We start from the raw sequence: 25681 nt of genomic DNA, 5'->3' as shown, positions 1-25681 counted from the left end.
ATGAAGCAGGTCGGTGTGATCGGATATCCAATAAAACATAGTATATCTCCAGTTTTTCAGCAGGCAGCGTTTGATGCTTTAGGCATAGAAGCTATCTACAAAGCTTATAAGGTTCCACCTGAAGATCTAAGAGATTTTTTCTTCAATCTAAGAAATGGTAACTGGCTAGGCGTAAACGTCACTATTCCACATAAAAGTGCTGCAGCGAAGATGGCAGATGAAAGATCTCAAGAAGTATCCTATATAGGAGCTGCCAACACCATAATTAGCATAAATGGTAGATTGAAAGCCCATAACACAGACATATCAGGATTCATCTTGGCTCTTGAGGAAAATGAATTCCAGATCAAGTCTAAAAGAGCTGTGGTGTTAGGCAGCGGAGGAACCACCCGCGCAGTAGTCTACGCTCTTGCTATTTGCGGGGCTCAAAGCGTGGCAGTCATAGGGAGAAATCAGGATAAAGTTCTTTCTCTTATATCCGAGTTAAAACCTTTCTTTGAACATAAGCAAGTAACAATAACCGGTCATTCTTGGGAGAAAGATTCGATAAAGCGGCAGGTCCAGAATTCTGATATCCTCATAAATACAACTCCCATAGGAATGAAGGGGACTGATCATGAGCATTTGTCTCCTGTGAACAAAGAAGACCTAAACAGTGATCTTATTGTCTTTGACGTCGTATACAACCCAATAATGACGCCTCTGCTTACCTACGCCAAAGATGCTGGAGCCTCTACTATTAGCGGCATAGAGATGCTCATTTACCAGGGGGCAGAATCTTTTAGGCTATGGACAGGACAAGAACCTCCTGTGGATATCATGCGCGAAGCCGCTATAAAAGCAATGGAGGAAAAATCTAGAGATGTTTAGATGGCTAACTGCTGGAGAATCCCATGGTCAAGCCTTGGTGGCCTTAATAGATGGCATGCCCGCTGGCTTCAAGATAAACATAGATGAAATAAACAGGGAATTGCGCCGCAGACAGGGTGGTTATGGAAGAGGTGGTCGCCAGAAGATAGAGAGGGACACTGCTCATGTGCTGTCAGGTATAAGAAATGGTACCACCCTGGGAAGTCCCATCTCCATAATGATCAGAAATCTAGATTGGGAAAACTGGCAAAACGTGATGAGGGTGGAGCCTGGGGAAGAGCCCAAGAAGGTCACAAGGCTACGACCCGGGCACGCGGATATGGCTGGATCTCTCAAGTACGGCCACGACGATGTTCGTAACGTACTTGAGAGGGCTAGCGCCAGAGAAACAGCAGCTAGAGTAGCGGTTGGAGCTATTGCCAAACAATGCCTGCAAGAATTTGGAATAAGTATTCATAGTCTCACGCGTAGCATAGGCCCTATAAGATCAGATGCCACCCCCCCATATGATTGGCAACAGATAGAGGAATCTCCAGTTAGAGCCCCTAGCCATTCCGAGGAGATGGTAAAAGCTATAGATGAAGCCAGGGAAAACGGAGACACTCTAGGGGGAATCTTTGAGGTAATAGCTGAAGGAGTTCCAGTTGGGTTGGGATCTCACACGCAATGGGACCGCAAGCTAGATGGGAGAATAGCACAGGCATTCATGAGCATTCAGGCTGTTAAGGGTGTCGGTATAGGCGCGGCCTGGGAAGCGGCCTCTTTGCCTGGATCACAAGTCCATGACGTCATCGTTCCAGACGAAGAAGGCAATCTCAAACATGCCACAAACAGAGCCGGCGGAGTAGAGGGTGGCATAAGTAACGGAGAACCTATAGTAGTACAAGCCGCGCTCAAGCCTATAAGCACACTGCTCAAGCCGCTGGATTCTGCAGACCTTATAACCAGGGAACCTATGAAGGCTCGTTATGAGCGAAGCGATATCTGTGTAGTGCCAGCGGCCGGAGTGGTCGGAGAAGCAATGCTAGCCATAGTTCTGTGGGATGCATTCCTGGAAAAGTTCGGAGGAGATTCTCTACGCGAGATACGCAGAAACTACGAAGGGTATATAGAATCACTTAAGCTAGGCAACTTTGCCCAACCCTAATGGGTAGCATGCTCCGGACATTGACATAGATCACGAAGCAATTCATACGTGTAGATGCCGCTGTCGTGACCACTCTTCCACACAAGCTGGAGTGCATAGCGACCTATAGGCTGCACTCCTTCCAGTATGTACTCATCATCTGGAAGCTCCTTCACCCTGGACAGTAATCCTTTGCTTCCCATTTCTCCCGAACATATAGCACAGGGACAGCTCCACCTCAACGTTCGAAGATCAGTAGTAGTAACGTGTCCATCCGTCCATTCGATCTCCAAAGACTTACCATCATTTGACAGCCTTATATCAACAGGCTCGATAACCTCCAAAGTAATCCTCCTAGAGAATTATTCCTCTCAAAGTATACTGAATGGCCCATGGCAAGGGTTTTGCAATTTATCAGTTTCAAGTAAATCTAGAAGGGCGAGGGTACCAGCATTGGAAAACACCAATAAGCAAGAAGATAGAAAAGTAACCAGGTTGCCAGATGCAGAGGCGGAGGGAGCTGGTAACTTTGGAGCGGAACCGGAAAACGACCCCACTGCCGGAAATGTACCAAATGCCATATCTGCACTATCGGAAACAGCGCAGTTACCCGAAGCTGAAAATCCCCAAGAACCTACCCCACTAGCAGAAGAAGGCAACTGTACGGGAGGTGAGCCTCCTGAAGATATAGTCGCACGTCATGCCAATAGTGAGAGGGATGAGCAAGCAGCAGATCAACAGATGGAAGAACGAGGTCTGCCTGAAGATATGACCATAGAGGAGGAGTAGAAACATGTCCAGGAATCAATGGTCCAAAGAAAGAGAAAAAGAATACCAGGAACTCAAAGAGGAATTCGAAGATGAAGGTCGCTACAAAGGCAGAGAGGAAGAGGTAGCAGCCAGAATCGTTAACAAACAAAGACGTGAGTATGGGGAGACAAAAGAAGCCAAAGCCGAAGATAAGAAAGGGAGTTCGCCAGATCAGGGCCTACCTATCAAGAACTACGATAATCTTACAGTTGATGAGGTCCTGAACAGGTCTAAGAGCCTATCGACTTCTGATCTGAAAGAGATAGAGTCCTATGAGAAGAAACATAAGAACAGAAAAACCCTGCTCGAGCAGCTAGATAGGATGATCAGCAGTAAGTCATGAAGGGATCCGCAGTCTCAGACCAGTATGAGCTAGATAGAGTCAGGGAAGAAGCTTTATTCTGTCAAAGATGCACCTTATGGCAGACCCGAACACAGGTAGTCTTTGGCACCGGAAAAGCAGGTAGTAAGATTATGTTTGTAGGGGAAGCACCCGGTGAAGAAGAGGATAGGACAGGTATACCATTCGTTGGTCGCGCTGGGGTCTTGCTAGACCAGTTACTAGAGGAAGCTGGTATAGGCAGAGAGAGCATCTACATCACCAATATCATCAGGTGTCGCCCCATAGCTGTTACTCAAGGCAAAATAACGAACAGAGCCCCAAGAGCCGGGGAAGTGTCTGCGTGTGAGCCTTGGATGTGGCTTGAGATCCATTTAGTGAAACCATCCGTAATCGTGTGTGTGGGAGCACCGGCAGCCAAAACGTTGATTGACAAGAACTTTAGGCTAAGTGACCAAAGAGGCGAAGTGTACGAGAAAGAAGATGGTATCAGGTATATAGCTACCCTTCATCCTGCATACTTACTACGCCTCTTAAGTACTGATGTGGAAGCCTACCAAAAAGCCAAAGGGCTAGTCCTACAGGATCTCAAAAAAGCTAAAGAGCTAACTCTTAGTTGAGAATACAGCCATTGAGGGATTGCAGCTGGTGACTTTACTATGTTATACTGCTTACGCGAGTTTCTGGGGATGTAGCTCAGATGGGAGAGCGCGACACTGGCAGTGTCGAGGTCAGGGGTTCGACTCCCCTCATCTCCACCACTAAGCCGAAGTGGCGGAATTGGCAGACGCGCTACGTTCAGGGCGTAGTGGGCATGCGCCCGTGGGAGTTCGACTCTCCCCTTCGGCACCAGTTTTACAATAAACTCCCATTGCCAACTTGATATAAAGATTATTTGTTGTATAATATCTCTGTACGACCACCAAAATGGCCGATAAGGCGCTTTGTGCGCCATATTTTTTTGGCATAAAACTGTTTTCAAATTTGTTCTAAACATCGACAATAAAAATTTGTGGGTGGTGATGTAAGGAAGATGACTTTGGAAGAGCTTGGTAAGGACTTCGATATTCTAGATAACCTCGATGAAATTATTCTCGACTCAGAACTCGAGGATATTGAAGCAGATCTATCCCCGGCCTCCCTGCTTGAAGAGGAGGAAATGGATCGGGAGCTCATAGGAGACTCTCTGGGCATATATCTCAGAGAGATAGGTCGAGCTCAGCTTCTGACAGCAGAGGAGGAAGTAGCGCTAGCCCAGGCTATAGAGAGGGGGCAAGAAGCAGAGCAGAGACTTCAATCAGATGAAGTCTCTCCAGAAGAGCTTGATGATCTTAAGAAAGCAGTAGAGGAAGGCAAAGCCGCTCGTCACAAGCTTATAGAGCACAACCTCCGACTTGTGGTATCTATAGCTCGTAGATACGTAGGTCATGGAATGCCCCTAGCCGATCTAATAGAAGAAGGCAATTTGGGTCTAATGCGTGCTGCCGAGAAGTTCGATTGGCGGCGAGGATTCAGGTTCAGTACCTATGCTACATGGTGGATCAGGCAGGCAGTCACCAGGGGGCTGGCCGAGGGCGGCAGAACAATAAGGCTCCCAGTCCACGTAGGTGAGGCTCTAACTAAGATAGGACGAGAAACCCAGAGGCTCTCCCTAGAGCTAGGGCGTGAGCCTACCAATCAGGAGTTGGCAGAGGCAACTGGCCTGAGTCCCGAGCGCATTGATGAATACAAGAACGCATCTAGACTTCCACTGTCACTTGAGGCTCCTCTGGGTGAGGACGGGGAAACTAATCTGGGCGAGGTCCTCGAGGATACTGAGGCAGCCAACCCTGAGCACATAGCTGATCACACGATGCTTGGGGAGGACATCAAGCGCGCGCTCGAGAGGCTAAATGAGAGGCAGCGAGCCATAATTATCATGCGCTATGGACTCTACGGTGGTCAACCAATGACTCTGGAGGCTGCGGGTCGCAAGCTCGGCGTTACCCGAGAAAGAGCAAGGCAGATAGAGCAGGAAGCCCTCAACAGGCTACGCCAGAGCGATGCCAAGCAATTCCTTGCATCACACGTAGCATAAAAACCTAACTACAACATCAGGGGGACTAGGCAGTCCCCCTGATTATTTTCTGGAGGTAAAAGTTGCCGTTTGCTTCCAATGGGGATCTTAAGATCTACTACGAGGAGGTAGGCAAAGGAGATCCTGTTGTATGGATACAAGGATTGGGAGCTAGCAATACTGCTTGGAATGTACAGAAGTTTTATTTCTCTCGATGCTTTCGATGTATCTTCATAGACAATCGAGACGTAGGGCAGTCATCCAGAGCCAACGCGGATTATACAACTAAGGATATGGCAGAGGATGTACTCTGCGTACTGGAAAGTGCTGATATTGATAGTGCTCATATCATAGGGCTGTCTATGGGGGGAGCCATAGCACAAGAATTGGCACTGAGTTCACCCAAAAAGGTAAAGTCACTCGTACTGGTATCAACATTTGCTACCCCAGATGCTAGAATCCGTGCTGTTAACGCCGCATGGGGAGAGCTTTACGGGAAGGTCAACCGAGAGCTTTTCTATAAGCAGGTCGAACCCTGGTTATTCTCCGCAAGCTATCTAGAAAAGCCTTCAAACATCAGAGCTTTCAGAAGATACATCCAGCATGAGCCCAACCCTCAGGAAACTGACGCTTATCAGCGTCAAGTGAGGGCAGTGCTAAGTCATAATACTACAGACAGACTTGAAAAGATTAGCACCCCCACGCTCATAATAGCTGGCGAACAAGATATACTGGTCTCACCTCTTCATTCCAAACTTCTAGCTGAACTGATACCTAATGCAGAGCTGGAAATTATTCCAGGTGCAGCCCACTCGGTAAACCTTGAGAACCAAAAAGAGTTCAATAATAGAGTTCGATCTTTCCTGGAAAGCTATTTAGAGGCATAGTAGTAATCAAAAGTCTGTATTAAAATCAATCCACGGCTAGCATCCGAACAACAAAGAATAAAAGGTATGGGCTATGGAGTACTTCAGGTATAGGGGAATCATAGAAGGTTTCTACGGTAAACCGTGGGAGCATCAGGAAAGGCTCGATATGTTCGAGTTCATGCACGCCAATAACCTGAATGCCTACATATATGCTCCCAAACAGGACTTATATCATCGGGAGTTGTGGAGGGAACCTTATAAAGAAGAGCAGCTACAACTCTTTAGAGAGCTCATAGGGAAAGCCAGCAGCTGTGGCATAAACTTTACATTTGCTATCAGCCCCGGACTCTCATTGGCATACTCAAGCGAGGAAGAGCTTGAGACCCTTATCAGAAAGCTAACCCCGTTCCTGGATATGGGAGTACATAGTATAGGGATATTCTTTGATGATGTCCCATTTGATCTCATTCACGAAGAAGACAGGAATCGCTACTCTAACCTAGCAGAAGCTCAGGCAGACTTCCTTACAAGAGTTCTCCGAAGGCTGGAACGCACTATAGACTCCCCTCAAATCATAATGTGCCCGACCTTCTACTGTGATGATCCCAATGTAGAATACCTAAAGATCCTTGGAGAGAGACTACCAGCGGCAATAGACGTGTTCTGGACAGGGCCTAATGTATGCTCCCACAAAATAACCACAGATCACGTACAAGAAGTGCATAGATCTATAAGGAGACCAATTACTCTGTGGGATAATTACCCTGTAAACGACGGCGGAATGATGCCAGAATTACATATAGGCCCATACGACCATAGAGATCCGCAGCTATACAAATATGTTACAGGCATTTATGCTAACCCTATGGCCCTACCTGAAGCATCCAAAATACCTCTTTATACCTTTGCCCAGTATCTAAATTCTCCAAACCAGTATAACCCACAAGATTCCTGGAGGCAGGCTGTAAGCTCCTTGCTTGGTGAATATAACTTACCTGCTATGGAAAAGTTCTATCAAAGTAACACTATCAGCTGCTTAGAACCTGAGGAGCCTGCTTACCTAACAAAACTATTTAAGAAAGTACAAGAAGACTTTGCTTCTTTTAGATTCGAGCAAGGACTAAATACCCTTAGAGAAGAGATAATCAGCATGCAGGACGCCTACTCGAGGCTTTCCGCCCAGGACAGTAAGTTCTTTTGGGAAATAAGGCCATGGTTAGAAGAGTATAAGTTGTGGACTGATTACCTTGATCAAGCCATGATTACTTTCAGCAACCTGTTCACAGGATTCTTTACAGCTGATGAAGAGCAAGCAAAAGAGTCTTTGCAGAAAGCTCTACAGGGTAGGGCACATCTAAGAGAAGTTCTGAAGGACGCTGTTGATTTTCGCACTAGAGTATGCGGAGATGTAGTTCGTAACTTTCTCCAACAGGTACTTAGATCAACCGTATCTATTGAGCTACAAGCCGAAGGCAAAGAGTGGACAGCTCTACCACCTGGTGTAGTTCGAGAATGAAGCTTGCCTTATGCAGGACACTTGTCTGGAGGAACCTCGTGGCAGGAATCCCAGTCAACGTATCTTCTGAACTTTGATCCTGCATCTCCACTTAGCCAAGTCAGCTCCCCTGCAGATGCAGCCTTAATCTGCAGAGGATACTGGTAGCCATTAGAAAGGTCCAACATATATACAGAATCAGGCAAACGAAGTACTATCCAGCTTCCCCCATCACGTATAGGTACAATCTGAAATAAGCTGGAAGCATCCAGTTCAGAATAATCCACGCCAAGCATAGATCCCCAGGTCACGAAATCCTTTTTACGCAAGTCATAAACTCTTAAGGTATCATCCATAGTCCATACAGCTAGATAACCGTCATCTAAGGGAGCATAAGCATTAACATAGCCGTTTATTTCGTAGACATCCTTACCTTTCGGTGTATAAATACTGATGTTGAGATTTTTGAGCTGTACCACAACATCCTTGCCATCAAGCACCATCCAGGAATAACGATCTGCTCTAGGGAGAGTCTTGACCCTCTTGAACTTATTATTGAAGAGATGCCAAGCATTATTCCTGTCCCTTATTAGTATCCACTTACCAGATGGAGAGATATCCAGGCTCAATGGTATAATCCTAAGGTGTGCAATAGGTTTGGATCTCGCTAGGTTGACCTTACTTCTTTGTGGATTGATTTCCCAAATCGTTACAGCTTGCCCCTCCCTGGTAGCATACACGATCTTACTACCGGAAGAAGTCAACTCAACCGCAGTAACATCTTGCATCCTAGGAGGAATGTAAAGCTTGATAATACCTTCCTGAGTATAGAGCAGAGCGTTGTTTTTACTTGTCCTCACCATTAGCGCTTGCTCACCAACCGTATATGATAGCCTTGATGCAGCTACAATCTGTCTAGTGCTTCCTGTTCTAAGATCTAATGACATCAAAGAAACTTTGCTTCCACTCTTCTTAGGGTAGATTATCGTTCCTGAAAGAGTCTCGAACTCCCGATCATAAGACTGCCATCCTGACATCCATGCCAATGGAGATATGACCTCCTTTGGAGGATAGTCGAGTCTCCAAACAACCTCCTGAAACTTAGCATCATATAGATGCAGGCCATCCTCGTCGTTATATAGCAGGTATCTACCATCAGGAGATAACAAGGCATTAGATTCAAAGTTGCCTTTGAATGCTACCTGTAGAACTTGATCTACCTCCCCCGAGGCTAGATTCATACGGGATAGAACTATACGATCGCTATGATTATTTACGCCCTGCAGAAAAACTATGTAGTTAGAATCATCCTCCCATCTAGCGTAGTCGCATGTACCGAGCGTGCTAGACTTACCTGTTGAGGGATTAGTCACGCCAAATAATGAGCTGCTAGAAGCAGAGTCTGAGGGTGATACCCAAAGCACTAACTTATCATCAGGCGACCACATAGCTCTACCCCTACCAGGCAACTGCTTCAAATCCCAAAAACCAAATCTAGAAAAGTCTGCCAGCAATACTCTGCGATCGGTTCCTATAAGAAGCTGAGTACCATCCGCGCTCCAATCTAGGCTTACAACATCTTCAAAAGATTGAAGCGTAACTATGGTGCTGATCGTCTCCCCTCCTGAGTTACGAACTCTCACTAGCTGCACCCTAGAATGTTCCAGTCCTCGATAATAGATAGGTTCGCTAGCCACCGCTAATATCTGCTCGTTAGGATGCCATGCTAGAGCAGCCACACGAAATCGATGGGGTGTACGATCCATCTCGTATCTCCATCTATCTGTGTTTGGAGACTGCAAAGTTATTAGCCACCGAGGCGAAGTTCTATCAATTATGTCCGACAACATCACCGAATCCTGCTTCCCATATGCCAAGTATCTTCCAGAAGGAGAAATAGCAAAGACGACACTTGATTTGATGTCGGTGAAGATATCCCGGGCTATGTTGCCTGTATCGAAATCCACAACTCCCACACTATTACCATCTGGACCATAGTGCAAGAGTACTAACCTACCAGAAAGATATCTATCCCTTACAAAACCATTGATCCTAGCAGCTACGTTACTGGCTGAAACTTGGCTTCGACTCCTAATAGATTGATCACTTACCAAGCTCTCAGCAGGTTTGACTGAAGGAGGACTGCTGGAGGAATCAAGCCCGAAAAAGTTAACTCCCAAAACTACAACGAATAGCAAGACAATACAAGCCGCAACTGCCCATAGATATACTCGGATATTATCGTTACCGACAGCTAGCGGTGGTAGGTACTGCTGAGTAAAATCAGCAGAGCAAGATTTCCAGAGACGAGCCTCCAAATTAGGAGGCATAGAGAATGTAGCATGTTTTACAGAAAGTATGTCAATTAGTGACCTTATTCTAGGATAAGATCCTGATATATTGCCCAGAAGGATCTCTCGAATAATTAGATAAACATCATCTCTGTTTAGACGGCTTTCAGGTTCCTCTGGCCACAAGTCGATCAATATTTGAAGAACAGCAGCCGATATAGAGGACTCAACCTTATGTGGAGAAATCCCAAGAACAGTACTTATTCTATGAATAGACCAACGTTCATGTACAAAAAGCCCTAATATAAATCGCTGAGTCCTGGCAAAATGAGAGATCTCAGAGGCTAAAAGCCTACCATACAGCCTACTTACTTTATCATTAGTCCGAACACTATCATCTTGGACCAGAAAACCAAGACCACATTCACATAAGGGGTCAGAATTGACGCGGTTTAATAAGACTCGAGTTGCTATAGATAGGAGCCAGTCAAGAAGGTTAGAATCTTGATAAGCTTTGCGTGATGTCCTTAAGGCAAGGCCTAAGGTCTGCTGTAGGACGTCCTCTGCCTCTTGCCCATCTACAGTTCTTCTGGCAATAAAATCGTATAGCTGAGGTAATATTGGGTTCACTAATACCTGCAGAGCTTCGAGGCCCAAATGATCAGCCAGAGTAAAGTCAGCTACAGTCAGGTTGGCATGGCTATCGTCGGACATGACAACGCCCTCCATATTTGATGATACACTTAGTCCGACGCCAGCTCAATATCTCTCAAATTGCTTATCCGCTAGGGGAGAAATTATACCTCCACCTCTTCCGCCACCTTAGTAACCCGTGCCCCGCAAGTATCTATCTCTAGAGTCATAACCTTACCATCATCGTACTTACTGGCTATATGCCACAAGGCGAGCTCAACTTCCTGCACATTATCTATACAGAGAGCGAGCACCGAAGGTCCTGCACCAGATATCCATGTGGCCAAAGCCCCTGCTTCAAGCGCTGAGAGCATTGACTCTTGCAAACCCTTTACTAGGGATGCCCTATATGGTTGATGTAATCTATCCTGAGTAGCCACCTGCAGGAGGTTGTACTCACCCCTCGCAAAAGAAGCTGCCATAAGAGCTGCTCTACTCAAGTTGAAGACAGCATCCTGCATACTTACCTGTTTGGGGAGGATAGATCTAGCATGTTTCGTATAGACCTGAGAATCAGGCACCCATAAAACAGCCTTCATGGAAGGATCCGGATCTATACGTATGGTGTGTACTTTGCTCCCATCCCAAGCACTAACAGTTATCCCTCCAAGCAAAGCCGCAGCCACGTTATCTGGATGTCCCTCGAGTTCGGTAGCCAGCTGCATTATCTGTTCTCTATCCTTTGGACAACCTAATAGCTCGTTGGCAAGCAATAAGCCAGCCAGAGCTGCTGCCCCTGAGCTCGCTAACCCTCTTCCTATAGGAATCCTATTAATAAGCCTTAGACCAAAGCTTGGTAGCTCACTGTCAAGCCCGGAAGCTAATTTGATCATAGCCTTAAGGCAAGCATTACTTTCATCCCTCGGGAGGAAGTCGGCTCCTTCACCTTCTATAACCACGCCTTTAGTGTTAGTATCTAGAATAGCCTCGTTGTACAACGCGAGAGCCATACCAGCACAATCAAAACCTGAGCCCAAATTGCCACTTGCAGCTGGAACACGCACATGAATCTTCATAAACTTTCCACCACCGAGATAATAGATTTAGGATCAACATCAACCTCAATTATCTTGTTGGAGAACCTATTGTCCGAAGCGTGATACATGAAAGTAGCATCAGGATCCTTGAGTATGTGCCCGGTAAGGACAGCCACAGCCTTAGAGTCAGGAGAGATTACTCCTTCGGATATTAACTTTCGCATGCCAGCAACCGAGGCCGCGCTTGCAGGTTCACATCCCACGCCAGCACCATCCACCATGGCCTTAGCATCCATAATTTCTCGATCACTGACAGAAGTCACTAATCCATCAAGCTCTTGTACCACTCTCCTAGCCTTCTGATAATTTACAGGATCACCTATACGTATAGCAGTAGCTACAGTCTCCGCTTTGACCGGGGAATAGTTCTGCCATCCAGATTTATAAGCATGGGCAAAGGGAGCGGCACCTTCAGCTTGAACCACGCCAATTCGAGGTAGCCTATCTATCAACCCTAAGCTTCGCATTTCTAGAAGAGCCTTACCGAAGGCTGAGGTATTCCCTAGATTACCCCCAGGGAGGAATATCCAGTCCGGAACTTCCCATCTTAAGGACTCCAGTAATTCGTACATAACAGTTTTCTGCCCCTCAAGTCTCCACGGGTTTAAAGAATTTAGTATGTATAGTCCTAACTGAGGAGCGGTAGACTGCAGAAGGCTCAAAGCCTTATCAAAATCTCCCCTGATAGCTATTGTCTTTGCGCCATAAGCTATGGACTGAGAGAGCTTTGCAGCTGAGACCTTGCCCGCAGGCAATAGCACCACGCAACGCATACCAGCTATCGCTGCGTAAGAAGCTAGAGAGGCACTGGTGTTGCCTGTGGAGGCACAGGCAACAATAGCTGCTCCACAGTGTCGAGCTACACTCACCCCCACAGTCATTCCCCTATCCTTGAAAGACCCGGTAGGGTTCTCTCCCTCATGCTTGAGATAAAGGGTATTGACACCTACCCAATCAGCGAGCTTAGACACATTGTACAGCCCTGTATTTCCTTCACCTCGCGTAATGATAGCTTCACTGTCGACTGGAGAGACTATTTCCCGGAACCTCCACACCCCACTCCGATCAATGGCCTCTAGAGATCCCATTCTGCTTGCCCATGTATCTTTGAGCCAAGAAGCCTCATATTCGCCAAGAGGCCAAACAATCTCTAGCAACCCCCCACACTCACAGGAAGAGGATGTAGTCCAGAGATTCTTCTCTGCACTACACTGTATGCACCTTACTTTAGGTTTTACTTTTAGATCTCGATCCATAGCCATAGAACTGGACATGTCTACTCCATACTCTGTATCTGTAACCATTCTTCTCTTAAGAGCTCAAAAAGCCACGCATCATACCAATGACCATCTATAAAAGCCTCTCGACGAAAGGTACCACAAAGTCTATAGCCCACCTTTTCTAACACCTTTCGGCTAGCAAGGTTACCACTGAAGACCTGGCTCTTGAGCTTCTCTAATCCCAAGGACTCAAAGGCAAACCTGGTACGTAAAGCTACAGCCTCACTGGCATAGCCTTTGCCCCATTCAGATTTGTCGCCTATCAAATTACCAGTTGCAGCGTGTCTGTTTTGCCAGTCTATCTGATGAATACCTGTGGTACCTATAAGCTTATCTTCCAAAGTCACGGCCCAGAGGACATCTTCATTACTACGAGATACTCTATCGAACCATTCCTTCTCTGCGCTTAGCGAAGGAGGGAACCTGATATTCAAGAACTTTGTGACCTCAGTATCAGCAAACCATGAACAGAAAGTGGGAATCATATCCTCAGTAGGAGGCACAAGCCTCACTCTGTCGCCTACAATAATTGGTCCCAACATGATCTTCTTCTCCAATACCCAAAAAATTACTTATACTCTCGAATATCGTCAAGGACCATCTGTACAACGCCCTGTACAGGCTGTCCCTTTAGATCTTCTCCAGATCGCTTACGAACCGCAACTGTACCAGCTTGAACCTCTCTATCCCCAACTATCAACATATAGGGGATTTTATGCATCTGAGCATCCCTGATCTTAGCATTCATTCTTTCATTGCGGGTATCCACATTCACGCGCACGTTATGTCGAGAGAAAGCGCTTGCCACCTCCTCAGCATAGGGTATATGTCTATCGGCTATAGGTATTACCACTACCTGTACTGGAGATAGCCAAACAGGGAAAGCACCAGCATGCTGTTCTGTTAGGAAAGCAAAGAAGCGCTCCATAGAACCTATGGGAGCTCGGTGGATCATAACTGGACGCCTGCGCTCACCATCAGCATCTATATACTCTAGATCAAACCTTTCTGGGAGATAAAAGTCCAGCTGGTTTGTGGAAGCAGCAAACTCACGACCCAAAACATCACGGACCATTACATCTAGTTTAGGACCGTAAAATGCAGCCTCACCTTCAGCTTCCACATAGTCGGCTCCAAGCTCATCCAAAGCCTGCCGAATAGCATTCTCTGCATTGTTCCACATCTCATCTCCCTCTACATACTTCTCTTTATCCGACGGATCTCGGAGGGAGAGTCTGTATACGTAGTCGTGGAAACCTACGGCTCTATATACCTCATGCATCAGCTGGATCACCTTTATAAACTCGTCCTTGAGCTGTTCAGGACGACAAAATATGTGGGCATCGTTTATAGTGAACCCCCTAACTCTAGACATACCAGTAAGCTCGCCTGATTTCTCGTACCTATATACCGTTCCTAGCTCAGCAATCCTAAGAGGTAAGTCGCGATAAGATCTCAGCGAATGCTTATAGATCATGATGTGATGAGGGCAGTTCATCGGTCGCAACTCGTATTCCTCACCATCTTCTAGCACCATAGGAGGAAACATAGAATCACGGTAATGCTGCCAGTGACCGCTTATCTTGTACAGGTCAAGTTTTGCTATGTGCGGAGTGTAGACATGCTGATATCCTCCCCGCGTTTCTGCTTTGACTATAAAATTCTCCAACTCCCGGCGTATTATCGAGCCCTTAGGAAGCCACAGCACTAGTCCTGGCCCTACCTCATCACTTATCATGAACAATTCCAGATCCTTGCCTATCTTCCTATGATCTCTACGCTTTGCTTCCTCTAATCGCCACAGGTAATCATCAAGCTCCTCTTGTGTGGGGAAAGCAGTTCCGTATATCCTTTGTAGTTGAGGTCTCTTCTCATCTCCCCTCCAATAGGCGGAGGCAACGCTAAGCAACTTGAAAGGACCTATTTTACCTGTTGACTCGACATGAGGCCCCCTACACAGATCAGTAAAATGCGCCATTTTATAAATGCTAATAACAGCATCTTCCGGAAGATCATCTATGATCTCCAGCTTGTAGGGTTGATCCCTGAACATTTCCTTGGCTTGTTGACGAGAAATCTCCTCTCTTATAAAGGGATGATCCTCTTCTACGAGGCGTCGCATCCTTTCCTCTATTTCAGGAAAGTCTTCTGGGGTTATCGGACGTGGTAACTCAAAATCATAATAAAACCCATTCTCTATCGCGGGGCCGATACCAAACTTAGCGTCAGGGAACATCTGCAGCACTGCAGCTGCCATAACGTGGGCAGCGGAATGACGCATGGTCGAGAGCAAGGAGCCAGACTCCATCTCAGCTCCATGATAAGCCAGTTGCTCGACATCTTTAGTCTTTGTGCTCATGGATCCACCTCCACCAGTACCTAAAATCAAAGGGTGCCCTTTACCATCCCAAACGGGACGAAAGGGCACCCTTCCGTGGTTCCACCCGAATTCGGGAAAACAACAACTAGTTTTCCCCTCATTAGTTATAACGGAAGCTCCGGGACGCCTTACTTGCTTGCCTTCGCTTTCGGGCGCCAGCTCACAGGTGGTTTTCCGCTTGGAGCCAACTAGAGGGCTTTCAGCCGGTGACCCTCACTCTCTGTCAGTTGCTTGACAAGCGTACTTGTCCTGCTCACAGCCTTTACGTTTTCGCTTGTAAGCCAAGTATATCAATTACTACACAAAAGTCAACTATCTAGGCTAATTGAGCGTTCAGTCTTATCTCAACGTTGTTGCGTAAAGCATTAGAGACTGGACAGCCTTTTTCTGCCTCTTCAGCAATAGATTTAAATTCTTCCTCACTCAAACCAGGCACTCTACCTGTCACGCTTAGCTCTATGCTAGTTATTCGAGCTCCACCTTCCCCGAACTCAAAGTTACAAGTTGCATCTACCGATAGATTCTCCGGAGGAGACCCGTGTCTAGCCAAGGTATTAGATAGCGCCATAGCATAACAACCAGCATGTGCCGCTGCTATCAACTCCTCTGGACTCGTGCCTCCGCCAGCTCTTTCGGTTCGTGTTCTCCAGCTTATTGCCAGTGGGCCAAAAGAGCCGCTCCCGACACTTACCTGCCCATTACCCTGCATAAGATCCCCTGACCAATCAACATGAGCCTTACTTTGCGCAGTAGCCATCCTTACAACAAACCTCCTATAGGATATAAGGCTATGAAATATGGCCTTGATTACAGCACCGCAACTTGCATGCCATTTTCAGAATTATGGCATGAAATATGCGCTCAGAGTTTTACACAAGGATAAGGAGGTATACCACATGAGCTATGGAAGAAAGATCACAGGAACCAGGGATGAAGTCTATGATCTTATAAGCGTTCTCTATCACACTCTGCAAGCAGCAGAGACCTATGTCATATATAGCGAAGATGCTGACTTTAGTCAGGACAAAGAGCTTGTAAACTTCTTTCAGGAGCTTCAAGAGGAGGACAAAAGGCGAGCTGAAAGAGCTAAAGAGCTACTCCGCAAGAGGCTGCTAGCTGAGGCAGAGCATGAGGACATCTCAACAGGAGGGCAAGAAGGACCGACCGTAGGGATTTAGTTTACAAAATTCGTGAACTTATATTCCTGTTATCCCTTCAGGCCAACAGAAGCTATCCCACCTATCAGTTTGTTCTGCGCCAAAAAGTAAACTATAAGCACAGGTATTATGGCCACTAGGTTAGCTGCCATAACTTCATTCCATTCTGTCCCCACACGTCTTACCATAGTGGCCAGACCAAGGACTAGCGTAAACTTATCAGAACCATATATAAATATTGCCAGGCACAGCTATTATTATCTGAAGGGGTTGCTTAGTATACTTATCTCTATCCATATATATGTGCGAACAAGTTTTATTGTAAGTAATTATACTTCTCAGTATGCTCACACTTTGTGATTCAGCTATCTTGGAGGATATATGCGAGGAGTAGTATTACCTGGAAATAGAACTGTTGACCTAAGAGAGTTCCCAACACCGCAGCCAGGGTATGGACAAGTACTAGTAAGAATGAAGGCTTCGGGAATTTGCGGCAGCGATATCAGGGCCATCTACAGGGAGTGGCTTGGCACAGGGCCAGAGGCTTACAGGGGATGTATTGCTGGTCATGAACCATGTGGCGTGATAGAAGAGATAGGACCTGGAGTGGATCATTTCAAACCAGGCGATAGAGTTGTCGTATACCACATAGCGGGTTGTGGAGTCTGCAAGGATTGTCGTGCAGGTTGGATGATAAACTGTAAAGCACCTTATCCCTACCGAGCAGCTTATGGATGGCAAAGAGACGGAGGACATGCAGACTTCCTGTTGGCCGAACAGAGAACACTCATAAAGCTGCCTGATAACCTTACATTCATTGATGGTGCGTTAGCAGCGTGCGGTCTTGGAACAGGTTATCAGGCTATACTCCGAGCTGGTGTATCTGGTAGGGACAGAGTAGCAGTGGTAGGGCTAGGATCTGTGGGTTTGGGAATACTGATGCTAGCTAGAGCATCAGGAGCGGAGGTTATAGGTATAGATGTGATCCCAGAACGCTTAGAGATGGCACAAAAAATAGGCGCAGAACACACATTCCTCTCAGGAGATAACACTGCTGAGAGGATAATGGACCTCACCAAAGGAGAAGGGGTAGAGGTGGTGATAGATGCTTCCGGTAATCCACTTGGTAGGCATCTATGCCTTGAGATAGCAGGTGAGTGGGGTAGGGTAGTGTTTGTAGGGGAAGGCAATACAGTGTCATTCGAACCCAGCCCATTGTTGATCCATAAGCAACTTACTCTTATGGGCTCTTGGGTGTGCGGCTTGGTCCAGATGGAAGAACTACTAGGGTTTCTTTCTAGAAAAGAGCTTCATCCCGAGCAAATAGTAACCCACAAGTTCCCTCTAGAAAATGCTGACGAAGCTTACAAGCTATTTGACTCGGGCAGGTCAGGCAAAGTAGTGATTACTTGGGATTAGTACAGCTACATATTTAGGTGATTATATGATAACCTTTGGTTGGCAAATTCAGGCAAAGTGGAGCTCCAAAAGACATGGTACTTGCTCGATTTCTACCAAATGATGAGAGGTTTTTTGAATACTTCCGGGATGCTGCAACCAATGCAAGAGATTCAGCAGCTCTCCTCAGGGACATAGTAGAAACCAACGCAGATATAGAGAGAAAGGTCAGGAAGCTACGGGATCTCGAACATATAGGTGATGAGATAACCCATCAGGTGTTTAACGCCCTGAACAGCACTTTTGTAACCCCAATCGATAGAGAAGACATACAGAGGCTAACCAGCGAGCTGGATGAGTTCGTAGACTACATCGAAGAGGCTGCCCGCAGGATGTATCTGTATAAAGTGGGAGTCCCTACAGAGATTTCTAAACTGTTAGTCAGGGTGATAGATGAACAAGCAGAGATACTAGCTAATAGTATCCCGCTTCTCGAAAGTGCTAAGAAGCGGGACACGTTACTTCGTAACACCGTAGAGATACATAGACTAGAAAACGAAGGCGATGACATCCTGAATCAGGCGATGGCTCATATATATGATGACATACCAGATATACCGTCACTGATAAGGGCCATACGATGGAGCGAGTTATACCAGCTGTTGGAGGATGCTACCGATAGGGCAGAAGACATAGCTAACGCTCTGGAGGGAATAGTACTAAAGAATGCCTGATATAAACTCAGCTCTGATCTTACTCGGAGTTATCGTACTTCTTGGTTTGGCGTTCGATTTCATAAATGGTTTTCACGACACTGCTAATGCCATTGCAACATCCGTTGCTACCAGAGTGCTTAGCCCTAGACAAGCTGTTATTATGGCAGGAGTCCTTAATTTCGTAGGAGCTCTTACCGGTACAGCTGTTGCTCAGACAGTTGGCAAGGGAATTATCAAGCCGGAATATTCTACCCAACTGCTAGTAATATCAGCTCTGATTTCGGCCATTATCTGGGATCTTATAACTTGGTGGTATGGCATACCATCTAGCTCCAGCCACGCCTTGGTATTCTCAATAGTAGGTGCTGGTGTCGCCTCACACGGCTGGCAGGAGATACAGTTTAACGGCGTGAACAAGGTACTTACAGGACTCGTGGCTTCTCCAGCTCTAGGTTTTGCAGTAGCGTTCATGGTAATGGCCATACTACTATGGTTGTTCGCCAGAGCCAAGCCTCAGGCTATAAGCCGTATATTCGGCAGACTACAGGTACTTTCAGCTGCCTATATGGCTTACAGCCATGGAAGCAACGATGCGCAGAAGACTATGGGCGTAATCACCATGGCCGTCGCCAGCTATTATGGGTGGAGTGGGAGCGAATGGGCAGTACCTCTATGGGTTATTCTAGCAGCTGCTACGGCTATGGCCTTGGGTACCGCTGCTGGTGGGTGGCGTATTATTAGGACCATGGGACTAAAAGTGGTGGAACTCAGGCCCATTCACGGTTTTGCAGCGGAAACTACGGCAGCTACAGTAATCGAAGTCGCAAGCCGCCTGGGAATACCTGTATCAACTACCCACGTCATTTCTAGCTCCATACTTGGAGTTGGAGCTACCAGAAGATTATCCGCAGTCAAGTGGGGGATCGCCGGCAGAATCGTGACGGCTTGGATAGTGACTATACCTGCCTGTATAGCAATTGGTTGGTTTGTGTACGAGGTGTTGCATCTTTTGACTGGAACTTCGTAAACTAAACCTCGTTCCAAGTTATCTCCTATCTATTGTAGTTTTTTACGCAATTTCTAGGATATCACCTTGTTACGAAATCCCCATGTTTCTACTCTGAAATCTGAAACATGTTTGAAAGCTTTGAGGAAGGATAATACGGAGTACGTCTATGAGGAAAAAGCATAGTCTGATTTATACCATATTGTTCCTTTTACTGATAGCATTTATCACTGCCTGTGGTAGTGGTTCCAGTGCTAACGAGAATTCGCCAACACCCACTACAACTGAAAGTAGTGTCTCTCAATCACCCTCTCCAGAGCCGACACCTACTCAGGTCGCGAGCACGCCCACCACACAGATGCCATCACCACAACCTACATCTACGCCAGAACATAAAGAAAAGAGAACTGATAAGAATCTGCTAACCCCCAGAAAGAGACCTATCGCGATAATGGTTGAGAACCATCCAGACGCAAGACCCCAGTCGGGGCTCATAAATGCAGATGTCATATATGAAGCACCCGCAGAGTTTGGTATACCTAGATTTATGGCCATCTTCGTAAACAAAGAATCCAAGATAGTGGGACCGATAAGATCAGCACGTACCTATTACGTCTCCTGGGCTTCCGAATATAACCCTGTCTACGTACATGCAGGTGGAAGCCCACAAGGTATTAGGCTGATAGACCAGCTGGATCTACAGCATATAGATGCGCTCAGGTACTATGCACCTCAGGCATTCTGGAGAAGCACCGACAGAGATGCTCCTCACAATCTATACGGAAGCACAATAGAGATACGTAAGCTAATAGCCAAAGACAAAAACCTGCAAGGCAAGAAGGGTACTTGGGGGCCTATCCACTGGTCAAACAATCCAACCAAAGGCAGCGAGAGTGGCAAAGAAGTCTCAGTGACCTACGCTGAGGGATACCAAGCCTCCTTTAAGTATGATCCACATACCGGCCTATATAACCGTTACATGGTAGGCAAGCCACATCTAGATCGTGAGACCAAGAGACAGATAGCTGCATCTGCAGTCATCGTGCAGACGGTCGATATGTGGCAAATAAAAGGCGATGCCTACGGTAGAAGGGAAGTTGACCTCACTAATGCCTCAGGACCAATACTAGTATTCCAGAACGGGAAAGTCATCAAGGGCAAATGGGAAAAAGAAGGGGTAGATACGGTTACTAAATACGAAACCAATGATGGTAAGCTCATAGAGCTCAAGCCAGGACAGGTCTGGATAGAGATAGTCCCCAAAGAAGGGAGCAAGATCGAATATAGGTAGAGGCCAAGCTCTCTACGCTCGGGAAAATTCAACGTCCAAATATATGTCGGCTCATGAGGGAGAAAATAACATCTCCCTCATGAGCCCTAAGACAGAGAAGGATCACCTATCCAAACCTCGCCGCCTTCAAAGATCTCCTTCTTCCAGATAGGAGACTCTTCTTTTACAGAATCGATGACGAACCTAGCTGCAGCAAAAGCTTCCTGCCTGTGTGGGGCACTAGCAACTATCGCAACACTGATATCACCTATGTTCAATTTCCCAACTCTATGTACGGCGGATATTCTCACCCCAGGCCATCTATCTGCAGCAAGGCTGCATATCTTCTGGATGCTTGCCTTCGCTGCGGGCTCATAGGATTCGTACTCTAAATATCTCACTCTACGTCCTTCGTTATTATCTCTAACCACTCCCAGAAAAATAACGATAGCCCCAGCACCAGGATGAGACACAGAGCTTATAAGCTCATCAATGATTATCGGTTCTTGCGTCACTGCTATCATAGCTGCCTCCAGCAACTGGTGGGATAAAAGCCAAAGTATCGCCAGGAGAGAGTTTATAATCTCCAGGCACGAACTCCTCGTTAACTATAAACCTGGTTACGGACTCCAACCTCTTCAAATCAGGATACCTCTCTATAAGAGACTGGAGTACACTAGCAGGTGTAGAGCCAATTGTCACTTTATGAAGAAGCTCTTTTTGGCCAATCACCTCACGAAACTGAGCAAAAAGAAGCAGCTTTATCTCGAAGCTGCCTCCTGCTGTATTCATCTACACCCTCTCCAACTCCTGAACAGCTTTCACGCTTGAGATCAAGCTAGCATACCTATCCATTTCTTCCTTGGTGTTCATTTCAGTGGCACATACTAATAGATAGTCACTTAGTTTGGAATCAAACCTACCTAGATCTATACCTGCCAGTATGCCATCATTAAGAAGAGTAGATACTACTTGCGAAGCCGGCACTGGGCACTTGAGAACAAACTCATTGAAGAATGGGTCTGCGCTTATAACCTCCCATCCAGGCACAGCACTCAGTACACCAGCCAAATAGTGAGCGTTGTTAACGCATAGCTGGGCCACCTTCGCGAGGCCCTGCTTCCCCATCAAAGAAAGATATACTGTGGAAGCCAAGGCATTCAAAGCCTCATTAGTACATATATTACTTGTAGCCTTCTCTCTCCTTATGTGTTGCTCTCTGGTCTGTAAGGTAAGAACATAACCTCTTTTACCTTCTATATCCTTCGTAGCTCCTACTAGTCTGCCTGGCATGTACCGAATAAACTCCTTACGTGTCGCAAAGAGGCCAAGATACGGGCCCCCAAAGTTGAGCTCATTACCAAGAGATTGCCCTTCGCCCACAGCTATATCTGCACCAAGCTCCCCTGGAGGCTTGAGTAACCCGAGCGCTATAGGATAGGCGGCAACCACGAGGAGAGCTCCAACAGAATGAGCAAGATCAGCATACCCTTTTATATCCTCTATACTTCCAAAGAAGTTGGGATACTGTACCAATACACAAGCAGTTCGCTCATCTACATAAGTAGCAATATCCCGAGGCGCGGACTTGAAGTTATCGGGCATTTCTCCGGCGACCACTATCTCTAGATCTACGCCAGAAGTAAAAGTTCTTATAACTTCTACCCACTCTGGATGGAATGTCGGGACTATAACTATCTTAGGCCGTCGGGTATAGTGGACTGCCATAAGAGCTCCCTCAGCAGCAGCAGTAGCCCCATCATACATGGAGGCATTAGCCAAATCCATTCCCATAAGTGCCGCGATCATGGTCTGAAATTCATATATGCTCTGTAGAGTTCCTTGGCTCACTTCTGCCTGATAAGGGGTATATGAAGTGTAGAATTCATTTCGAGAGGTAACGCTCTTTACGGCAGCCGGGATGAAATGATTATATGCCCCCCCACCTGCGAAACAGGCTACATGGTCTACATCAAGATTACGGTCAGATAGAGTATTTACCTTCTTGGCCACTTCTGCTTCCGATAGTCCAGGGCCAATCCTTAGTTGAGGATACTTATATCTCTCCGGTATGGCCTTTAGAAGCTCATCGATCGAATTGACTCCTATGCGGCTCAGCATCTCTTGCCTTTCTTTATCTGTATGAGGTATATAGGGCACTTTACCTTTCTCCTGCAAAACTTACAGAACTTTTAGTTTCGCTACTGAGGTGAACACTACAGCAGAATGTTATCATTCCTAGGTCAATACATAATACACCCAGCCAATAGAGGTACCAAGTAAAGTGTACAACATAATCAAGAACTTCATTTTGATCCTCATAGGGATAGTTCTTGGAGCAATCATCACTCTCGTGTTCATAGTTACTAGACCACAACCGGAAATAACGCCAAGTGCTAATAATAGTGGTCAAAGTCCAGATATGAGGTTATCTATATCTCAAGAGATCTTTGTGCAACAAGCTGATTCAGAAGCTAAGGACATCCTTAGCAAGTACGGACTAAGCAACCCCAAATGGTACCTACAGCCTGACAACCAGGTAACTATGGATGCCCAAACCAGAATCCCAATTATTGACGTCCCAGTACAAGTGAGGATACGAGGAAGTTTGTATGTAAGCTCCGGGCGAGTCCATGCCAAGATAGAAAGTGTGGATTATGGAGGGCTTAGATTGCCTGTTGAACTATTCGATAATCTCTCTAGAGAGCTAAATCGAGAGCTTGAGAGCAACCAAGATACATCCAAGTACTGGATAGAGTCCGTGGATACGGGCCAAGGGAGGCTAAGCCTTGATATAGACCTAAGAGGTAACTGGCTATCAAGGTAACTTTACACTTCAATCTGTAGGCCATCATAAGCCAGTTGTATTCCATCAGGAAGCATCAAGCTAACCTCGTCATAGTCTAGATCATGTCCTAGATGTACCAGATAGGTGCGTTCAGCTCCAATAGTCTTAGCTAAATCTACTGCTTGCCATAGACCAAGATGCATAGAATGAGGTTCAAACCTCAAAGCGTTCAATACAAGCACATCTACACCCTTTATCCTTCGGAGAGTACTATCTGGAATCTTACTAGCATCAGTGATATAAGCCACGCCTTCGAACATATAGGCAGTTATACAATCCAAACCATGCCTTATAGGCAAAGGCACAAACTCCAAACCTTTAACTCGAAAGTTATTGCTTATCGAATGAAGCCTTAGCTTTGGCCTCGAACCAAGATGGGGTACTGGGCTAAATATATAATCAAAACGTCGCCTTATCGCTTCTACTGTACTCTCATCTCCATAGCAGGTTATAGGCTCTCTAAGGCTAAAAGCCCTAAGATCATCTATGCCAAAGGTGTGGTCTGCATGGGAGTGCGTGAACAAGACGGCATCCAAAGACTCCACATTATTACTCAGAGCTTGATATCTAAAATCAGGAGAGGCATCTATAAGTATATTATGCCCGTCAAAGCTTATCAGCGCCGACGTTCTAGTACGCTTATTTCTAGGATTATTTGATCTACAAACGCGACACTTGCATCCCAACATAGGAACGCCAAAACTAGCGCCCGTACCCAAAAAAGTAAGTTTCAAAGACATGCTCTACCTCATGGAGACCAGCAAGGTTCAAAATCATCACCTATAGTGTTAGTAAGCCTCTTTACCTCGGATCCATCTGGACGCATTATGTATATTTCCCAGTTGTTGTCCAGGCGATTCGAGTTAAATACTATGTATCTGCCATCGGGGGAAGGAAAAGGTCTGCCGTTTTCTCCTTCGGTTGGCATAGTTATCTGCTTAACATTAGTTCCATCTGCGTTCATTATAAATATCTGACCTATAACATGTTCGCTCTTACGGGTGTTGTATACTATACGCTTACCATCAGGCATCCATCTTGGGAACCTATGGTCTGTAGGATCATGAGTAATCTGGCGAAGGCCAGAGCCATCCGCATTCATCACAAACACCTGCCAATATTTACCAGGCTTGCCCATGAAAGTAATCTTGCTGCCATCTGGAGACCAGGCGGGAGCAGATTGAGGATAGCTTAAATCGGTCAAAACTATAGGTTTACCTCCCTTGGCTGGGATCTTAGCTATCCCACTATCCCATCCTAGAGTGTAAGCTATGTACTTGCCATCCGGAGACCAATCTGGATCTTGAGCGATTCTCTTCCCGTATGTCAGCTGATAAGGATTACTACCATCAGAATTCATGATCCATATCTGTAGAGACCCGGTGCGATCCGAAACAAAAGCTATCTGTTCTCCAGTAGGAGCCCAGCTCGGCATACCATCGAAGGAGGACTCGCCCGTGAGCCTGACGAGGCCAGTTCCATCTGCTCTTATAGAATAGATATCTCTGTTCTTTCTTATATTATTTCTTCCTGGTACTGGTCTGTCTGAACTAAATGCTATACGGCCAGAAGGAGCTACGATCACATCATTCGAAGCGGGCATAGTGGGTTGTGGAGTCGGAACCAAAGTAGGAGTTGGAACTGGAGGAGTGAACGTAGGCTCAGTAGTGGGTACTGGTAATACTGATGTTGGAACAGCAGTTGGGAGTACTGTCGCATTTACGGTTGGACTAGAAGGAATAGTAGGAGTAGGGCCAGAGACATTAGCTGCAGATTGATTATCTATATGGCTAACAGCCCATGCAATGGAGGCTAATACGACTAACAAAAAGAATGTCAGGATGTATCTTCCCAGATATCGTCTAACAACTCCGGATCTAGCTGTCGGCTCATATTCCACATTAGTGGAAACATTTTCTTCTGCAGGTAGGGTAAGTTTAGCGTGAGTCAGTCAAGACTTTGTGGAGAACATTTTTTCGGTTCACTACGGGCGTTGTCAATCACTAGTTAGCGAACCATTTTCAGGAATTAATATCGTA

The 25681-nt window shown here is 46.2% G+C and carries 26 protein-coding genes, 2 tRNA genes and 1 other annotated feature; of the genes, 16 read left to right on the top strand and 12 right to left on the bottom strand.

Annotation, left to right across the window (positions count from 1 at the left end):
* Positions 1-870 (top strand): shikimate dehydrogenase, encoded by an 870-nt coding sequence (locus N2245_RS13650; protein WP_494537265.1) that lies wholly within the window; start codon positions 1-3, stop codon positions 868-870.
* Positions 863-2017, top strand: a complete 1155-nt coding sequence (gene aroC / locus N2245_RS13645; RefSeq protein ID WP_494537264.1) for a chorismate synthase — start codon at positions 863-865, stop codon at positions 2015-2017. Before N2245_RS13650 ends, aroC begins: the two co-directional genes overlap by 8 nt.
* On the opposite strand, the gene N2245_RS13640 is transcribed toward aroC, so the two are convergent.
* Entirely contained in the window at positions 2014-2340 is a 327-nt protein-coding gene (locus tag N2245_RS13640; RefSeq protein ID WP_494537263.1) for a gamma-butyrobetaine hydroxylase-like domain-containing protein, read from the bottom strand. The two genes, aroC and N2245_RS13640, sit on opposite strands and share 4 nt — an antisense overlap.
* Positions 2341-2449: 109 nt before the next feature.
* On the opposite strand from N2245_RS13640, the gene N2245_RS13635 reads away from it, so the two are divergent.
* The 8 genes from N2245_RS13635 (at position 2450) to N2245_RS13600 (ending at position 7587) form a co-directional block, all read left to right on the top strand.
* Positions 2450-2785 carry a hypothetical protein gene (locus N2245_RS13635; RefSeq protein WP_494537262.1) on the top strand — a complete coding sequence of 112 codons (336 nt, stop codon included), beginning with the start codon at positions 2450-2452 and terminating at the stop codon, positions 2783-2785.
* A gap of 4 nt (positions 2786-2789) precedes the next feature.
* Positions 2790-3149, top strand: coding sequence for a hypothetical protein (locus tag N2245_RS13630; protein WP_494537261.1), 360 nt, complete (start codon positions 2790-2792; stop codon positions 3147-3149).
* Positions 3146-3766 (top strand): uracil-DNA glycosylase, encoded by a 621-nt coding sequence (locus N2245_RS13625; RefSeq protein ID WP_494537260.1) that lies wholly within the window; start codon positions 3146-3148, stop codon positions 3764-3766. The genes N2245_RS13630 and N2245_RS13625 overlap by 4 nt, the downstream gene beginning before the upstream one ends.
* A 65-nt stretch (positions 3767-3831) precedes the next feature.
* Positions 3832-3907, top strand: a tRNA-Ala gene (locus N2245_RS13620).
* A gap of 4 nt (positions 3908-3911) precedes the next feature.
* Positions 3912-3998: transfer RNA gene (locus N2245_RS13615), tRNA-Leu, on the top strand.
* A gap of 181 nt (positions 3999-4179) precedes the next feature.
* A complete protein-coding gene (locus tag N2245_RS13610) occupies positions 4180-5223 on the top strand; it encodes a sigma-70 family RNA polymerase sigma factor (RefSeq protein ID WP_494537259.1) in 1044 nt (347 codons plus the stop codon).
* Positions 5224-5285: 62 nt separating this feature from the next.
* Complete coding sequence (locus tag N2245_RS13605; RefSeq protein WP_494537258.1) at positions 5286-6089, top strand: alpha/beta fold hydrolase; 804 nt, start codon at positions 5286-5288, stop codon at positions 6087-6089.
* Positions 6090-6162: 73 nt separating this feature from the next.
* Positions 6163-7587, top strand: coding sequence for a protein O-GlcNAcase (locus N2245_RS13600; RefSeq protein ID WP_494537257.1), 1425 nt, complete (start codon positions 6163-6165; stop codon positions 7585-7587).
* A gap of 8 nt (positions 7588-7595) precedes the next feature.
* Here the strand turns inward: N2245_RS13600 and N2245_RS13595 are convergent, their stop codons facing one another.
* The 6 genes from N2245_RS13595 to N2245_RS13570 form a co-directional block, all read right to left on the bottom strand.
* Positions 7596-10571: a hypothetical protein gene (locus N2245_RS13595; protein WP_494537256.1), complete on the bottom strand. Its 2976-nt coding sequence runs from the start codon at positions 10569-10571 to the stop codon at positions 7596-7598.
* 83 nt (positions 10572-10654) lie between these two features.
* A complete protein-coding gene (gene thrB / locus N2245_RS13590; RefSeq protein WP_494537255.1) occupies positions 10655-11566 on the bottom strand; it encodes a homoserine kinase in 912 nt (303 codons plus the stop codon).
* Positions 11563-12744: a threonine synthase gene (gene thrC, locus N2245_RS13585; protein WP_494537254.1), complete on the bottom strand. Its 1182-nt coding sequence runs from the start codon at positions 12742-12744 to the stop codon at positions 11563-11565. The genes thrB and thrC overlap by 4 nt, the downstream gene beginning before the upstream one ends.
* 119 nt (positions 12745-12863) lie before the next feature.
* Positions 12864-13409, bottom strand: a complete 546-nt coding sequence (locus tag N2245_RS13580; RefSeq protein ID WP_494537253.1) for a GNAT family N-acetyltransferase — start codon at positions 13407-13409, stop codon at positions 12864-12866.
* Positions 13410-13435: 26 nt separating this feature from the next.
* Entirely contained in the window at positions 13436-15226 is a 1791-nt protein-coding gene (gene thrS, locus N2245_RS13575; protein WP_494537252.1) for a threonine--tRNA ligase, read from the bottom strand.
* Between the two features lie 50 nt (positions 15227-15276).
* Positions 15277-15513 (bottom strand) — a binding site (T-box leader).
* A gap of 50 nt (positions 15514-15563) precedes the next feature.
* A complete protein-coding gene (locus N2245_RS13570) occupies positions 15564-16004 on the bottom strand; it encodes an OsmC family peroxiredoxin (protein ID WP_494537251.1) in 441 nt (146 codons plus the stop codon).
* Between the two features lie 139 nt (positions 16005-16143).
* Here N2245_RS13570 and N2245_RS13565 point away from each other — a divergent pair, with 139 nt between their 5' ends.
* The 5 genes from N2245_RS13565 (at position 16144) to N2245_RS13545 (ending at position 20815) form a co-directional block, all read left to right on the top strand.
* Entirely contained in the window at positions 16144-16425 is a 282-nt protein-coding gene (locus N2245_RS13565; protein WP_494537250.1) for a hypothetical protein, read from the top strand.
* Positions 16426-16785: 360 nt separating this feature from the next.
* Positions 16786-17823, top strand: coding sequence for a zinc-dependent alcohol dehydrogenase family protein (locus N2245_RS13560; RefSeq protein WP_494537249.1), 1038 nt, complete (start codon positions 16786-16788; stop codon positions 17821-17823).
* 74 nt (positions 17824-17897) lie between these two features.
* Positions 17898-18536: a DUF47 domain-containing protein gene (locus tag N2245_RS13555; RefSeq protein WP_494537248.1), complete on the top strand. Its 639-nt coding sequence runs from the start codon at positions 17898-17900 to the stop codon at positions 18534-18536.
* On the top strand, positions 18529-19545 hold the full coding sequence (locus tag N2245_RS13550; protein WP_494537247.1) for an inorganic phosphate transporter: 1017 nt from the start codon (positions 18529-18531) through the stop codon (positions 19543-19545). Before N2245_RS13555 ends, N2245_RS13550 begins: the two co-directional genes overlap by 8 nt.
* 148 nt (positions 19546-19693) lie before the next feature.
* Positions 19694-20815 carry a DUF3048 domain-containing protein gene (locus N2245_RS13545; protein WP_494537246.1) on the top strand — a complete coding sequence of 374 codons (1122 nt, stop codon included), beginning with the start codon at positions 19694-19696 and terminating at the stop codon, positions 20813-20815.
* An 86-nt stretch (positions 20816-20901) separates the two neighbouring features.
* Here N2245_RS13545 and N2245_RS13540 read toward each other — a convergent pair whose 3' ends face one another.
* The 3 genes from N2245_RS13540 to gcvPA are packed head-to-tail and all read right to left on the bottom strand — an operon-like array spanning position 20902 to position 22954.
* Positions 20902-21318 (bottom strand): molybdenum cofactor biosynthesis protein MoaE, encoded by a 417-nt coding sequence (locus N2245_RS13540; protein ID WP_494537245.1) that lies wholly within the window; start codon positions 21316-21318, stop codon positions 20902-20904.
* The gene (locus N2245_RS13535; protein WP_494537244.1) at positions 21284-21586 is read right to left on the bottom strand and encodes a MoaD/ThiS family protein; all 303 of its coding nucleotides are present in this window, start codon (positions 21584-21586) and stop codon (positions 21284-21286) included. Before N2245_RS13535 ends, N2245_RS13540 begins: the two co-directional genes overlap by 35 nt.
* Entirely contained in the window at positions 21587-22954 is a 1368-nt protein-coding gene (gcvPA, locus tag N2245_RS13530; RefSeq protein WP_494537243.1) for an aminomethyl-transferring glycine dehydrogenase subunit GcvPA, read from the bottom strand.
* Positions 22955-23078: 124 nt separating this feature from the next.
* On the opposite strand from gcvPA, the gene N2245_RS13525 reads away from it, so the two are divergent.
* Entirely contained in the window at positions 23079-23621 is a 543-nt protein-coding gene (locus N2245_RS13525) for a hypothetical protein (protein ID WP_494537242.1), read from the top strand.
* Positions 23622-23623: 2 nt separating this feature from the next.
* On the opposite strand, the gene N2245_RS13520 is transcribed toward N2245_RS13525, so the two are convergent.
* Both N2245_RS13520 and N2245_RS13515 read right to left on the bottom strand, forming a co-directional pair.
* Positions 23624-24382, bottom strand: coding sequence for an MBL fold metallo-hydrolase (locus tag N2245_RS13520; RefSeq protein ID WP_494537241.1), 759 nt, complete (start codon positions 24380-24382; stop codon positions 23624-23626).
* Positions 24383-24390: 8 nt separating this feature from the next.
* Positions 24391-25542 carry a hypothetical protein gene (locus N2245_RS13515; protein WP_494537240.1) on the bottom strand — a complete coding sequence of 384 codons (1152 nt, stop codon included), beginning with the start codon at positions 25540-25542 and terminating at the stop codon, positions 24391-24393.
* Positions 25543-25681 lie beyond the last annotated feature (139 nt).

It is taken from the genome of Thermobaculum sp. T2p, from assembly GCF_059335935.1.
This window is presented reverse-complemented; position numbering and strand designations above follow the sequence as displayed.

Coding starts and splice junctions, on each gene's coding strand:
- N2245_RS13580 (WP_494537253.1), bottom strand. CDS start 13,409: ATGTTGGGACCAATTATTGTAGGCGACAGAGTGAGGCTTGTGCCTCCT.
- thrS (WP_494537252.1), bottom strand. CDS start 15,226: ATGAGCACAAAGACTAAAGATGTCGAGCAACTGGCTTATCATGGAGCT.
- N2245_RS13625 (WP_494537260.1), top strand. CDS start 3,146: ATGAAGGGATCCGCAGTCTCAGACCAGTATGAGCTAGATAGAGTCAGG.
- aroC (WP_494537264.1), top strand. CDS start 863: ATGTTTAGATGGCTAACTGCTGGAGAATCCCATGGTCAAGCCTTGGTG.
- N2245_RS13555 (WP_494537248.1), top strand. CDS start 17,898: ATGGTACTTGCTCGATTTCTACCAAATGATGAGAGGTTTTTTGAATAC.
- N2245_RS13565 (WP_494537250.1), top strand. CDS start 16,144: ATGAGCTATGGAAGAAAGATCACAGGAACCAGGGATGAAGTCTATGAT.
- N2245_RS13520 (WP_494537241.1), bottom strand. CDS start 24,382: ATGTCTTTGAAACTTACTTTTTTGGGTACGGGCGCTAGTTTTGGCGTT.
- N2245_RS13630 (WP_494537261.1), top strand. CDS start 2,790: ATGTCCAGGAATCAATGGTCCAAAGAAAGAGAAAAAGAATACCAGGAA.
- thrB (WP_494537255.1), bottom strand. CDS start 11,566: ATGAAGATTCATGTGCGTGTTCCAGCTGCAAGTGGCAATTTGGGCTCA.
- N2245_RS13550 (WP_494537247.1), top strand. CDS start 18,529: ATGCCTGATATAAACTCAGCTCTGATCTTACTCGGAGTTATCGTACTT.
- N2245_RS13540 (WP_494537245.1), bottom strand. CDS start 21,318: ATGATAGCAGTGACGCAAGAACCGATAATCATTGATGAGCTTATAAGC.
- N2245_RS13560 (WP_494537249.1), top strand. CDS start 16,786: ATGCGAGGAGTAGTATTACCTGGAAATAGAACTGTTGACCTAAGAGAG.
- N2245_RS13650 (WP_494537265.1), top strand. CDS start 1: ATGAAGCAGGTCGGTGTGATCGGATATCCAATAAAACATAGTATATCT.
- N2245_RS13570 (WP_494537251.1), bottom strand. CDS start 16,004: ATGGCTACTGCGCAAAGTAAGGCTCATGTTGATTGGTCAGGGGATCTT.
- N2245_RS13545 (WP_494537246.1), top strand. CDS start 19,694: ATGAGGAAAAAGCATAGTCTGATTTATACCATATTGTTCCTTTTACTG.
- N2245_RS13535 (WP_494537244.1), bottom strand. CDS start 21,586: ATGAATACAGCAGGAGGCAGCTTCGAGATAAAGCTGCTTCTTTTTGCT.
- N2245_RS13600 (WP_494537257.1), top strand. CDS start 6,163: ATGGAGTACTTCAGGTATAGGGGAATCATAGAAGGTTTCTACGGTAAA.
- N2245_RS13610 (WP_494537259.1), top strand. CDS start 4,180: ATGACTTTGGAAGAGCTTGGTAAGGACTTCGATATTCTAGATAACCTC.
- N2245_RS13595 (WP_494537256.1), bottom strand. CDS start 10,571: ATGTCCGACGATAGCCATGCCAACCTGACTGTAGCTGACTTTACTCTG.